Here is a 13,932-nt window from a genome sequence, read left to right as displayed (position 1 = left end):
ATTGAGGAAGGACAAGCATGTTCGAACGGTTTACCGACCGTGCACGGCGCGTGATCGTGTTGGCGCAGGAAGAGGCCAGGTCTCTCCAGCACAACTACATCGGCACCGAACACCTGCTGCTCGGCCTGATCCGCGAAGGCGAGGGAGTCGCCGCCAAGGCGCTTGCCTCGAAGGGTGTGGAGCTGGACGCCACCCGCAAACAGGTCGAAGAGATGATCGGCAAGGGCAACGCTGCTCCGAACGGGCACATCCCCTTTACTCCGCACGCCAAGCAGGTGCTGGAGTTCTCGCTTCGCGAGGCCCTGCAGCTGGGGCACAGCTATATCGGCACCGAGCATATTCTGCTCGGTCTGATCCGTGAAGGCGAAGGCGTGGGCACCCAGGTGCTGATCAAGATGGGTGTCGATCTGGGTGAGCTGCGCAGCGCGACCATCGATATGATTCGCGGCAATTCGGGCAACGGGTCGAGCGACGGCAAGGGTGATCTCGCCAATGCCGGCGGTGTGGCAGACAAGCAGAACAAGTCGGGCTCCGCGATTCTCGACCAGTTCGGCCGCAACCTTACGCAGGAAGCCGCAGAAGGCAAGTTGGATCCGGTCATCGGGCGTACCAATGAGATTGAGCGCGTCATGGTGGTGCTCTCCCGTCGCACCAAGAACAACCCGGTGCTGATTGGCGAACCGGGTGTGGGCAAGACTGCCGTTGTGGAAGGCCTCGCCCAGAAGATCAACGCCGGTGATGTGCCGGAGACGCTCAAGGGCAAGCAGGTCTACTCGCTCGATCTTGGTTCCATGGTTGCCGGTTCCCGTTACCGTGGTGATTTCGAGGAGCGTCTGAAGAAGGTCCTGAAGGAGATCAAGACCCGCGGCGACATCGTGCTATTCATCGACGAGATCCATACCATTGTCGGTGCAGGCTCCGCTGATGGTGCGCTGGGCGCCTCCGATATGCTCAAGCCGATGCTGGCTCGAGGCGAGCTGCAGACCATCGGCGCCACCACTACGGACGAATACCGTAAGTACATCGAGAAGGATGCGGCTCTGGAACGTCGTTTCCAGCCGATTCAAGTGCATGAGCCGACGATCGCCGAGACCATCGAGATTCTCAAGGGTCTTCGGTCCCGCTACGAGAACCACCATCATGTGACCATCACGGATGGGGCGCTCCAGTCTGCGGCCGAGCTTTCGGCGCGTTACATTCAGGACCGTCACCTGCCGGACAAGGCCATCGATCTGATCGATGAGGCTGGCGCGCGTCTGCGCATCAAGCGTCTGACGGCACCGCCCGAGCTCAAGGAGCTGGACACGAAGATCGCCAAGGTGGCTGCCGAAAAGGATGAGGCCATCAAGGGACAGGACTTCGAGAAGGCCGCCGAGCTGCGCGACCAGCAGGAGAAGCTGGAGTCCGATCGTAAAGCCAAGGAAGACTCTTGGCGCGAAGGCGAGTCCGACGTCAAGATGGTCGTGGATGAGGACGTGATTGCCGAGGTGATCAGTTCCACCACGGGTATCCCGGTGTTCAAGCTCACGCAGGCCGAGTCCAAGAAGCTGCTCAACATGGAGGCCGAGCTCCACAAGCGCATCATCGGTCAGGATGAAGCGGTGTCCGCACTGTCCCGTTCCATCCGCCGTACGCGCGTGGGCCTCAAGGATCCGAAGCGTCCGGCCGGTTCGTTCATCTTCGCCGGTCCGACCGGTGTGGGCAAAACCGAGCTGGCCAAGGCTCTCGCCGAATTCCTGTTCGACGATGAGGACGCCCTGATCCGTGTGGATATGTCCGAGTTCTCCGAAAAGTACGCGGCCTCGCGTCTGTTCGGCGCGCCCCCGGGATACGTGGGCTACGAAGAGGGTGGCGAGCTCACCGAGAAGGTGCGCCGCAAGCCGTTCTCCGTGGTGCTCTTCGACGAGATCGAGAAGGCTCACCCGGACATCTTCAACACGCTGCTGCAGGTGCTGGATGACGGTCACCTGACCGATGGCCAGGGTCGCAAGGTGGACTTCAAGAACACCATCATCATCCTCACCACGAACCTCGGTACGCGTGACATCGCGAAGATGGCGAACACCGGCTTCAACCTCGGTTCCAACACCGAGTCGAGCTACCAACGCATGAAGGAGCAGGTGAGCGCCGAACTCAAGCAGCAGTTCCGCCCTGAGTTCCTGAACCGTCTGGACGACATCATCGTCTTCAAGCAGCTTACAGAGCCGCAGGTGCGTCAGATCGTGGACCTCGATGTCAAGCAGCTCAACGACCGCCTGTTCGATCGTCACATGTCGCTTGAACTGACCGATGCCGCCAAGGATCTGCTCGCTCAGAAGGGCTTCGACCCGTTGCTGGGTGCCCGTCCGTTGCGTCGAGTGATTCAGCGTGACATCGAGGATGCCATCTCCGAGAAGATCCTCATGGGTGATTTGCAGGATGGCCAGCGCGTTGTGGTCGATTCCGAAGGCGAGGGCATCCTTGGAGAGTTCACCTTCAAGGGCGAACAGTTCGAGGAGCCGGTCGCTGCGGATGGCGCGAATGACTCGGCCGACGATGCCGCTCCGGCTGACGCTTCGGCTGATAATGGTTCCGGCGATGCAGGCGACAAGCCTGCGCTGGTGGATGCCGCCGCCGATTCCGGTGACAACTCCGGTCAGCAGTCCGCTGAGTAGGTCCGCTGAGCGATAGTCATCGATAGTCAGCAACAGCCAGCAACAGCCTGACGGCTCATAAGACAGAACGAGCCCCGATTCCATGATGGGACCGGGGCTCGTTCATATTCAGCCGTTCAGCCGCTGAAATCTACCTCGCCGAGCTTGTCGATGAGCTTCATGTTCTCGGAATAATCGACGGGACAGGCGATGATGTCGATGCCCGATCCCGAACGGAGCGCGGACCGGAGAGTCGGATACAGTTCATCTGCCGATTCGATGAAGTGACCCTTCGCACCGAAGCTCATGCCGAGTGCCACCACGTCCGGATTGTTGAAGTCCACGTATTCGTGCGAGCCGTCGTGCAGGTCCATCTTCCATTTGATGAGGCCATACGCTTCATCCACCCATACCAGAATCACGATTCGGGCACCCACGCGCACTGCCGTTTCGATTTCCTGGACATTCATCATGAATGAGCCGTCTCCCATCACCGCCAGCACCGGGCGTCCGGGATGCTCCAGCGAGGCGGCCACTGCACCGGGCAGCGTCCAAGCCATGGTGGAGAGGGAATTGTCAATCACGCACGTGTTCGAATAATAGGTGGGGTAGAGGCGCGCCATCCACATTTTCAGCGCGCCCGTATCCACTAATGTGATGTCCGTATCCGTCTCCATCGCGCGTCGCGTGTCCGCCACAATGCGCTGCGGTTTCATCGGGAACGAATCATCGTGCGTGTACGCCTCGTATTCATGGGTCAGCAGCTCGTGGATTTTCGGATGCGAGACGCCGAACGTAATATGCTCGGCGTTGAGCTGGGCGATCAGCGATTGCAACGTGGCATTGATGTCGCCCATGATATTGAGCGCAGTCGAGTAATGCGCATCGGTGTCCTCGCTGAACGTATTGATGTGGATGATGGTCTTGTCGTCGTTCGGATTGATCTTCTTCGGGTCGAACTGCTGGATCGAGAAGCCCACCGCGATGATGAGATCGGCCTCGTCGAACGCGAAGTTCTCGTAATCGTGGCGCATGAAGCCCACCACGCCGAGCGCGAGTGGGATACGGTCGGAGATCACGCCCTTGCCTTCGAACGTGGTGGCCACCGGCACGTTGAGCTGCTCGGCCAATGCCAGCAGCTCGTTCTCTGCATCACCGCGGGCCACGCCGTTGCCCGCCAGGATGATGGGATGCCTTGCTGCGCGGATGATGTTCACTGCGCGTTCGATGGTGTCCGAGGTGGGGGCGAAACGCATACGTTCCGGCAGCGGCAAAGGGCGAGCCCCTGCCGGTGCCGGCATTTCGGCCACATCCTCGGGCAGGATGAGGCACGTGGCACCCGGACGGTTGCGTTGTGTGATCGCGAAGGCCTTACGCACCATCTCCGGTACGGATGCAGGCTCCACGATCATCGATGTCCACTGGGTCAGTGGGCGGAACACGGAGACCAGATCGATGATCTGATGCGATTCCTTGTACAGACGGGTCACGTTGCCTTGTGCGCAAATGGCTACAAGCGGCGTATTGGCGCTGTTCGCCTGTGCGACCGGCAGTGTCAGGTTCAATGCGCCCGGACCGAGCGTGGCCAGGCACACGCCTGGTTTGCCGGTCAGACGGCCTTGTGTCGCGGCCATGAACCCGGCACCCTGTTCATGACGGGTCAGGATGAAGCGGATACGGCCGTCGCGCGCAAGGGCTTCCATCAGCGGGATGTTCTCCTCGCCGGGGATGCCGTACATGGTCTCGACGCCCTCGTTGACCAGACATTCGACGAAGAGATCGGCTACGGTACGGATGTGATTGGGATGCTGATTGGGAGTGCTCACATCTGGGAGTCTAACAGCCTGCCAAAACGACAATCAAAATTCACCTGTCCGTTGATTCCGGGCGTTCGCCCGTTCAATCGGGAAACATATATTGTCGACCGTGAAGGTAGGTATGAATCGCCGACAGAGGTGGATCGGCGGAAAAAGGTGGCTTGGCGTCAGCCTTATCGCAGTAATTGCCAGCATCGCTACGGCTTTCGTGGTTCCCAACGCAATGGCGGGAGCCTCGGGAGCCGTTCCTTTTTCCGGCGACGATCCTGCTGCCGGCACACGCACGGTTACCGTCGCGGATATTACCGACTTCCATGGCCATATCGAACGAGGTGCCGACGTAGCCACTGCTTTCACGCTGGCGAATGGGCACAATGCGGGCAATATGGTTGCAGTGTCAGCGGGTGATCTGGTGGGTGGTTCGCCATACGAATCAGCCGTGGCCAAAGATCGCCCCACTCTGGACATGGCTCGCGAATGGGGGCTGACGATTTCCGCCGTGGGCAATCATGAATTCGACCGTTCGGTAGCCGATTTCAACAATCGCATCGCGGATCCCGCCAATGGCATCGACTGGCTGTGCGCCAACGTTTCGGCAGCCAACAAAGCGGCGGATGGCAAGCTCAGCAGAGTCAAGGATTACACGATTCGCACGGTCAACGGCAAGCGTATCGGGTTCGTGGGGGCGCTCACCGATGCGCTCGGCTCGGTCGCGACACCGCAGATCACCCGTGACGCCGATTTGAGCGAGCGGGCCGTGGACGCCATCAACCGTGTTGCCGGTGATTTGAAGCGTTCCGGCAAAGTGGATGCCGTGGTGGCGTTGCTGCATGCGGATGCTTCCGCCGCCAAAGAGATTGGCCGCGATGTCGATCTGGTGTATGCCGGCCACTCCCATGCCGTCAAGCAGATGATCACCGATGGCGGGGCACCAGTGTATGAAGCCGGAAGCTATGGTCAGGACATGGCCGTGCAGGATCTCATCATCACGGGGCATGGCAGTCGTGCCACGGTTCGTGTGGCCGACGTGGATCTCGGCAATGGAACCGGCCAGACCAATGTGCAAGGCGTACTCGCCATAGATGGCCTGAATGGTCATTCGGTGCGACAGGCGGCGTGGATGTCGGCAGGCGCGGACGCCAACGGCATGGTGGCCCGTGCGGAGCGCACCTATGCCGCCGCGCAGGCTCATGCGGATACCGTCGGCGAAGAGACCGTGGGGTCTCTTGCCAAGGGCAAGAATTTCGACAAAAGGACGTCGCCGGGACGTGAGGGTTCCGTGGGCATGCTGGTGGCGGACGCCAATAGAGCGTCCATCATGAGGCATGTCTATGCTGGCAACAGACTGCCGGTGGTCGGTTTCTCCAATGACGGCAGCCTTCGCACGGATCGGCTCGACCTGAATAGGGACGGTTCGGTGACGGTGCGAGAGGTGGACAGTCTTCTGGCGCTGCAATTCAAAGCCGCCCATGAGACGCTGACCGGCCGTATGCTCAAAGCGGTGCTTGCCCAACAGTTCGGCAGCAAAGACGGGCGGATAGAACGCCGGCCGCTGGGCATTTCCTCCAATGTGGCATATCACTATGTGGTATGCGGTGAGGAGAACGGTGCACAGCCTGCGGTCTGTGAACAGGACACGGACTCGTCTAAGGACTCCGGTGCAGGTTCGGAAGCTGACGGGACACAGCATGACGATGCCGTGTCAAAGGCCGAGGAAGCGTTTGAGAAAGCCCCGGTTCGCATCGTGGACCTGACGATCGACGGTACTTCGATTTCAGATGATGATCTGGTGATCATCGCATCCAACTCATATCTCCTGCAAGGCGGAGACTCCTTCTCAGCATTCCGCGCAGGCAGCAACTACGGCGAACTCGACATGCCATACAGCCAGCCGCTTATCGAGTATCTTGCCGCTCATCCTCTGGTACGGCCAGAAGTCCCTGTGACAGGTACCCAGGCCTGAGCGCAAGCCGTCTGCTTTCGGCTCTCCGGTGGTCTGCCTTGCGACGATTGCCAGAGTATCGGCCCCTATGACGAGTGAAGCCCGGCACTTACTTACGTACCGGGCTTCACTCATACCAGCAGGGTCTTGACGCGGATATGCAGTCAAGACCCTGCTGCAATCTTACTTGATGGCGTTCAGCCACTGCTCCTTGGTGGCCTTCTCGGCTTCGAGCTTGGCCTTCTTCTTCTCATCCGTTTCAGCGGCGATCTTGGCGTCGAGCTCTGCAAGCTGGGCGTTCAGTTGCTCCTCGAAGCTGGACTTTCGCGCATCGGCCTCAGGATCGGACTGCTTCCACGCGGCGTCCTCGACGGACTTGATCTGCTTGTCCACGGCATCCAGACGGTTCTCGATGCGGCGCATGTCCTCACGAGGCACGTAGCCGATCTGATCCCATTCCTCTTGGATCTTGGCGAGTTCCTGACGGGCCTTCTTGGCTTCGTCGTCGGTCTTCACCGGCACCAAGGCCTCGGCCTTGACCAGCAGCTCCTCCTTCTTGGCCAGATTCTCCTTCTCCGCGGTGTTCATCTGGTCGCGGTCGGCCTGGCGGGCGTTGAAGAAGGTGTCAGCGGCCTCGCGGAACTTGGTCCACAGCTCATCGTCCTCGGTGCGGCCGGCACGACCGGCCTTCTTCCAGCGGTCCATCAGATCGTTGAACTTGCGGGAGGTCTCTCCCCATGCAGTGGAATCCTTGAGCTCGTTGGCCTCGGCGATGATCGCTTCCTTGACCTCTTTTGCATGGTTGCGTTCGTTGTCGCGAGCCTGAGCCCACTTGCGACGGGCCTGGTTGAAGGTGGTGCGGGCGGCGGAGAAGCGCTTCCACAGCGCTTCGGCCTCGGGCTTGTCGATTCGGGTGGTGGTGCGCTGGTGGTTCTGCCATTCGTCGAACAGGGTACGGAACTTATCGGCGGTGGAACGCCAGTTGGTGTTGTCACCCAAGGATGCGGCCAGCGCTTCGGCCTTCTCCACAATGGCGGTACGCTCGGCAACGGCCTTGGCGATGGCGGCTTTGCGGGCTTCGGCCAATTCGGTCTTCTTGGCCTCACCGGCGGCCTTCAGTTCCTCGAACTGCGCCTTCAGCGCGGCGATATCGCCTACGACCGCGGGCTCGTTCGTCTCCTCGCCCAGCAGCTTGAGCGATTCGTCGATTTCACGGGCCTTGATGTTGGCGGAAGACAGACGGCCGGCGAACAGGTCAAGCTTGGCCTTGAGATCCAGGAAGCGACGGGCGTACAGCGCCAGAGCCTCTTCCTTGGAAACGTCAGGGAACTGGCCGACTTCACGTTCGCCCTCGCCTTCCTTGACGAATACGGCACCATTGTCGTCCACGCGTCCGAATGCCTCGGAGGCCTTGACATCTGCGTCAGTGTAGGCGGTGGAGGTGGTGGTCGGAGCTGCGGTGTGCTGCTTGGCCGGCGTCTTCTTGGCGAAGGCGGCGGGGGAGGGGGCATGCGGCTTCGGCATTGAGGCAGGGGTCGGAGTCGGTTTGGCCTCGCTGACCGCGGGTGCGGGTGTCGTTGCCTGCTCTTCGGTTGCAGCGGTGTTTTCGGTTTCGGTGACAGTCTCGTCGGCCATGGCCAGCTCCTTACAAGCGTAGTGTGAGTGGGTGGAAGCGCCTCGGATGCCGACAATTGGCATGGCGTTGACGCAACCCTCACCTATTATATTGATTTCGTGGCTAAAGGTGCATCAATATCAGGATTCCCGGAGTGGCTCCCCTCCGAACGTGTTGTGGAGCAGCGTGTCATCGATACGCTTCGTAAGGTTTTTGAGCTCAATGGCTTTATCGGCATTGAGACCAGAGCGGTGGAAACTGGCGCTTCCCTGCTGAAAAAAGGCGAGACCAGCAAAGAGATTTACCTGCTGAGCCGTCTGCAGGAGGTCGGTCATGAATCCGACACTCCGATTGAGGATCGTCTCGGACTGCACTTTGATCTGACCGTTCCGCTGAGCCGGTATGTGGTGGAGCATTCCGGCGATCTGGCCTTCCCGTTCAAGCGCTGGCAGATTCAGAAGGTCTGGCGCGGCGAGCGCCCCCAGGAAGGCCGCTTCCGCGAGTTCGTCCAGGCGGATATCGATGTGATCGGTGCCGGCGAGCTGCCCGACCATTATGAAGTGGAACTGCCGCTGGTCATGGTCTCTGCGCTGGAGGAACTCCGTGCGTTCGGCCTGCCGAAGGCCACGGTGCACGCCAACAACCGCAAGCTGTCCGAAGGTTTCTACTGCGGACTGGGGCTGACGGACATCGAGGGCGTGCTGCGTGAGATCGACAAGCTTGACAAGATCGGTGCCGATGAAGTGACCAAACTGTTGGTCGAAACCTGTGGTGCCACTGAAGCGCAGGCCCGGGCATGCCTTGAACTCGCAGACCTGACCGCCGCCGACGGCGCCGAGCTGGCCGCCAAGTTCGATGAGCTGTGCGAGGCGCACGGCATCGCCAAGGATTCCGAGGCATACACGCTGGCCCGCCAGGGACTCGATACGCTGGCGATGATCGTGGATGAGGCCGCCGCCATCCGTCCGGGGTCGGTGATCGCGGACCTGAAGATCGCCCGTGGCCTTGATTACTACACCGGTTCCGTGTACGAGACCTTCCTCGACGGCGCTGCATCCCTAGGCTCCATTTGCTCCGGTGGCCGCTATGACAACCTCGCCTCTCAGGGCAACCGCAAGTATCCGGGCGTGGGCCTGTCCATCGGCCTGAGCCGACTGGTGAGCTACATGCTGCATACCGCCGGTGCGCACGCCAATCGCGTCTCCCCGGCTGCAGTGCTTGTGGCGGTCTGGAACGAGGAGGATCGCCCGGCTGCGAACCGCATCGCCGCCCAGCTGCGTGCCCGTGGCATCGCCACCGACGTGGCTCCCACCGCGGCAAAGCTCGGCAAGCAGATTAAGTATGCGGACAAGCTCGGCATCCCGTACGTGTGGTTCCCGGCCAGCGCCACCGAAGGCGAGGAATCCACCGGTGACGAGGTCAAGAACATCGTCACCGGCGAGCAGACCGCCGCCGATTGCACGTCGTGGGAGCCGGATACTGTGGTTGCCCAGCAAACCGTCGAAATCTGACGTATTCGAATCATATTCGAGTCAAATCGAGGAGAAGCATATAATGAGCCAGACGGCTTACAGAACACATCATGCCACCGACGTGACCGAGGCCCTGGTCGGCCAGAAGGTCACTCTCGCCGGTTGGGTCGATCGTCGCCGCGACCACGGCGGCGTGGCTTTCATCGATCTTCGCGACAACACCGGTCTGGTGCAGGTCGTCATCTACGACGAGGAAATGGCCCGCCCGCTGCGCAGCGAATTCGTCATCCAGGTCACCGGCGAAGTGCGACTGCGCCCGGACGGCAACGAGAACACCCATCTGGCCACCGGCAAGATCGAGGTCGTGGCCGAGAACATCGACATCCTCGCCAAGGCGGACGCCCTGCCGTTCCAGGTGTCCACCGCGCTCGAGAACGAGTCCGAGAACAAGCTCCCGGGCGAGGACGTGCGTCTGAAGTACCGCTACCTCGACCTGCGTCGCCCGTCCATGCAGTACAACCTGAAGCTGCGTTCCGACATGGCCAAGGCCGCCCGCCACGCCCTCGAGGACATGGACTTCACCGAGGTCGAGACCCCGACCTTCATCAAGTCCACGCCGGAAGGCGCACGCGACTTCCTGGTGCCGGCCCGTCTGGTGCCTGGCTCCTGGTACGCCCTGCCGCAGTCCCCGCAGCTGTTGAAGCAGCTCCTCATGGTCTCCGGTGTCGAGCGCTACTACCAGCTCGCCCGCTGCTACCGTGATGAGGACTTCCGCGCCGATCGTCAGCCCGAGTTCACCCAGCTCGACATGGAGATGAGCTTCGTGGACCAGGAGGATGTGATGGCCATGGCCGAGAAGGTCATCGCCGCCATCTGGAAGGTCGCCGGCTACGACGTCCAGCTGCCGCTGCCGCGCATCTCCTGGCAGGAGGCCATGGACAAGTATGGTTCCGACAAGCCGGATCTGCGCTTCGGCAACCCGCTCGTCGAGCTTACCGACTACTTCAAGAACACGCCGTTCCGCGTGTTCCAGGCCCCGTACGTGGGCGCCGTCGTGTTCAAGGGTGGCGCCGCCACGCCGCGTCGTCAGTTCGACGCATGGCAGGAGTGGGCCAAGCAGCGTGGCGCCAAGGGCCTTGCGTACGTGGTCTTCGCCGAGGACGGCGAGCTCAAGGGACCTGTCGCCAAGAACCTGTCCGATGAGGAGCGCAACGGCCTGCGCGAGGCCGTCGGCGCCGAGCCGGGCGATGCCGTGTTCTTCGCCGCCGGTTCCCGCGAGTCCTCTCAGCTGCTGCTCGGCGCCGTGCGCGTGGAGCTCGCCCGCCGCGAAGGCCTGCTCGACCCGAAGAAGTTCGCCTTCACCTGGGTTGTGGACTTCCCGCTGTTCAAGCCCACCGACGATCCGGACGACGACGATGTGGCCGTGGGCCACTCCAAGTGGACCTCCATGCACCACCCGTTCACCATGCCGAGCAAGGACTGGATCGACAAGTTCGACAAGGACCCCGAGCACGCCATGTCCGACTCCTACGACATCGTCTGCAACGGTGAGGAGATGGGCGGCGGTTCCGTGCGTATCCACCGCGACGACATTCAGGACCGCGTGCTCAACGTGCTGGGCATCGGCAAGGAAGAGGCCGAGGAGAAGTTCGGCTTCCTGCTCGAGGCCTTCAAGTACGGCGCTCCGCCTCACGCGGGCATCGCCCTCGGTTGGGACCGTACCGTGTCCATCCTTGCCGGCACCGACACCATCCGCGACGTCATCGCCTTCCCGAAGGCCGGCGGTGGCCGTGATCCGCTGACCGGTGCCCCGGCTCCGATCTCGGACGAGCAGCGCGCAGAGACTGGCGTCGACTACGACCCCGACGAAGACGAAAACTAAGTGATAGAGTGTCCTCGTCGTTGCTCCTCAGTCGACGTACCTTCGTACGCCTTCCTTCGGTGCGCCTAGAGGACACACGCATCACTTCATTTTCTACGAAAACTAAGTGATGGAGCGTTAGCTGCGTTGCTTCGTGGTTGTAGTACTGCGGTGTTACGACTGTAACGGGGTGAGAGACGCGCAAGCCGCTTGAACGTATAAGGTGCCCGCATGGCTTTGGCCGTGCGGGCACTTCGCATATAAGCCGGGCGTCCCGTGTCGGCGCCCACCGTGTAGGGATTGCTCCACCGTGTAGGGAATTTCCCATGGTGTAGGGAATTTCCCACAATGTAGGGATGAAAAACGGCTAATTTCCGCCATTGTGTAAAAACGCATCCCTACATCATGGGGAAATCCCTACACGGTGGGGCTGTTACGGGCGGGAATGTGCGCCGTTTTGTCTGCGTATGCGCCTCTGGTGCTCACCTTTTCGTGCATTGACCGCAATCGTTGGGTCGGCCAGCGCTCGGAATGGGCGTTGTGGCCTGCCGGTGAGCGGAGCCTGCAGCGCGTTGGCGACATGTTGCGCGAATTCGCGCTGATTTGGCTCGTTCCACAGATCATCAGCGAACACCTCGATAACTGTCCATCCCATGGCCCGCAATTCGCGGCGCTTGCGCTGATCCCGCACGTACTGGCTGCGGAAGCGACGGTGGTGATCGCCGTCGTATTCGATGCACACCTTGCTCGCTGGGTATGCCATGTCGACGATGTACTGGGTATGCCCGTTCGGGCTGGTGATGACATAATGCATCTCTGGTTCAGGAAGGCCGAATCGCAGCAATGTGAGTCTGGCGCGCGTCTCTTGTACGGAATCGGAGGTTTTGAGAAGCCGTACAGCTTCCTCGCAACGAGCGCGTCCTATGATCCGATGAAAAGCGGAAAGTCGATTCCGGAACTGGTCGATGGAATAACTGAACCGCCTGATAATCGCTTCCCCGAGTATCACCAGCTCGTCAAGGTTCAAGTATTGTGCATACTGGATCCATGTATCCAACGGATGCACGCATGCTAGTCCGTTCGTCAACGTGCATATGGCGAACGGTTGGTTCCACGTTCGATACGAGACGTTGTGCAGCGTGGAGCGGTGTTTGCCGTCCCGAGTGGTGATGTAGAAGTCACTCGCCGGCAGTGTGCAGCGTCGTGGGCGTTCGATGGCATAGAGCTCCAGCGCCGTATGCAGCGAGAAGCAGATGGTTCGGTCCGTGCGTATGCGCGAAAGCAGTGTTTGACAGGCCGCCGATTTCGCGGCGGACTGGGCGGAGAGGTCCTGACGCACGTAGTTCTGGATTTCACCGGACTGCGTCGTCTCGCGGTAGTTGTATGCGGTACTCATGCCGGGCATGATAACCGATTCGCGAGCGGCATCGGCATGAAAACGGGTAATGTGGATAACTCAACGTGCATGGTTCGCTTCTGCGATGCGAATAACGAACATGCGTACGAAGAGCACGATGCAGTTGTCGCTCATGACTTCGTTCATGTCACAAGTCGGTTATATCGTGAACGTGCATAGTTGGAGGTCTTCCCCATATGCCAAGGAGACCGGCGAAAGGAATCGGTCGACGTTGCGTCTGTGAATGATGACGGCAAGAAGCGGAACCCACGCGCTGAAGCGTGCCGCCGCGTGTCATCATTCGAGGGATTGCGTCACTGGGTCGTATCGGCTGCATCATGGGGCAACATCGGCGCATGAGTCAGCATCGATGAACCGCATACAGTCAGCGGGTCTGTTGTCGTTTCCCATCGGTTCCATGCCGTCATCACCGGGCGCGAGTCCGGCCTGACCATCGCGGCACGCCATGAATGAAAAGGCGTGACTATGCAATCAACCATGCTTACGGTGCCCGATGCCACCTTCACCTATCCCCACGCGCCAGAACCTCTGTTCCAACACGTCTGCACGACGTTCCCGCTGGGCTGGGCGGCCGTATTCGGCGACAACGGCATCGGCAAATCCACGCTGATGTCGATCATGCGAGGCGAACTATGCCCGGATTCGGGAACCGTGACGCCCAATCCCCGGCGGTTGGTCATCGGGTATTGCCCGCAGGATATCGCCGTTCGACCGGCGAACCTCAAGGATTTCGCGGCCGACTGGTCGCCCGAGGCCATCGTCGTGCGTGACGATCTGCAATTGGGTGATGACTGACCGTATGCGTTTGTGAGACTGTCAGGCGGGGAACGCAAACGTGTGCAGATCGCCTGTACGTTGGCGTTGCGACCCGATGCGCTGATCCTCGACGAAGCGACGAACCATCTCGATTTGTCGTCCAAGAAGACGTTGGCCAGCATGCTGGCGGGGTATCCCGGTGTGCTGGTCGTGGTGTCCCACGACGAATGGTTCCTGCCCCTCGCCGGTTTCGGGGCGTCGGAGGGGTCCGCGGTGTAGGGGCGGCTCTTGAGGATTGCCCTACCGTGTAGGGATTGCCTCACCGTGTAGGGAACTTCCCATCATGTAGGGAACTTCCCACCATGTAGGGGTGCAAAACGGCTTATTTTCGCCATTTTCCAAAAACGCATCCCTACATC

The 13,932-nt window shown here is 60.6% G+C and carries 7 protein-coding genes and 1 pseudogene; 5 read left to right on the top strand and 3 right to left on the bottom strand.

The features are described from left to right. The first annotated feature begins 17 nt into the window (after positions 1 to 17). On the top strand, positions 18 to 2,654 hold the full coding sequence (locus BW09_RS00750; RefSeq protein WP_140462540.1) for an ATP-dependent Clp protease ATP-binding subunit: 2,637 nt from the start codon (positions 18 to 20) through the stop codon (positions 2,652 to 2,654). 116 nt (positions 2,655 to 2,770) lie between these two features. Here the strand turns inward: BW09_RS00750 and BW09_RS00745 are convergent, their stop codons facing one another. Then, the gene (locus BW09_RS00745) at positions 2,771 to 4,459 is read right to left on the bottom strand and encodes an acetolactate synthase large subunit (RefSeq protein ID WP_181161699.1); all 1,689 of its coding nucleotides are present in this window, start codon (positions 4,457 to 4,459) and stop codon (positions 2,771 to 2,773) included. Between the two features lie 112 nt (positions 4,460 to 4,571). On the opposite strand from BW09_RS00745, the gene BW09_RS00740 reads away from it, so the two are divergent. Further along, positions 4,572 to 6,413 carry a bifunctional UDP-sugar hydrolase/5'-nucleotidase gene (locus tag BW09_RS00740; RefSeq protein WP_140462538.1) on the top strand — a complete coding sequence of 614 codons (1,842 nt, stop codon included), beginning with the start codon at positions 4,572 to 4,574 and terminating at the stop codon, positions 6,411 to 6,413. A gap of 162 nt (positions 6,414 to 6,575) precedes the next feature. Here BW09_RS00740 and BW09_RS00735 read toward each other — a convergent pair whose 3' ends face one another. Beyond that, on the bottom strand, positions 6,576 to 8,027 hold the full coding sequence (locus BW09_RS00735) for a DUF349 domain-containing protein (protein ID WP_044088656.1): 1,452 nt from the start codon (positions 8,025 to 8,027) through the stop codon (positions 6,576 to 6,578). Positions 8,028 to 8,126: 99 nt separating this feature from the next. On the opposite strand from BW09_RS00735, the gene hisS reads away from it, so the two are divergent. After that, the gene (gene hisS / locus BW09_RS00730) at positions 8,127 to 9,518 is read left to right on the top strand and encodes a histidine--tRNA ligase (protein WP_044088734.1); all 1,392 of its coding nucleotides are present in this window, start codon (positions 8,127 to 8,129) and stop codon (positions 9,516 to 9,518) included. Positions 9,519 to 9,561: 43 nt separating this feature from the next. After that, on the top strand, positions 9,562 to 11,361 hold the full coding sequence (aspS, locus tag BW09_RS00725) for an aspartate--tRNA ligase (RefSeq protein WP_140462536.1): 1,800 nt from the start codon (positions 9,562 to 9,564) through the stop codon (positions 11,359 to 11,361). A gap of 412 nt (positions 11,362 to 11,773) precedes the next feature. Here the strand turns inward: aspS and BW09_RS00720 are convergent, their stop codons facing one another. Next, positions 11,774 to 12,736 (bottom strand): endonuclease domain-containing protein, encoded by a 963-nt coding sequence (locus BW09_RS00720; RefSeq protein ID WP_181161700.1) that lies wholly within the window; start codon positions 12,734 to 12,736, stop codon positions 11,774 to 11,776. 486 nt (positions 12,737 to 13,222) lie between these two features. On the opposite strand from BW09_RS00720, the pseudogene BW09_RS11045 reads away from it, so the two are divergent. Continuing rightward, positions 13,223 to 13,792: pseudogene (locus BW09_RS11045) on the top strand (ATP-binding cassette domain-containing protein). The last annotated feature ends 140 nt before the right edge of the window (positions 13,793 to 13,932 follow it).

This window comes from Bifidobacterium sp. UTCIF-1 (assembly GCF_006408915.1).
In the GTDB taxonomy this organism is placed as follows: Bacteria; Actinomycetota; Actinomycetes; order Actinomycetales; family Bifidobacteriaceae; genus Bifidobacterium; species Bifidobacterium reuteri.
This window is presented reverse-complemented; position numbering and strand designations above follow the sequence as displayed.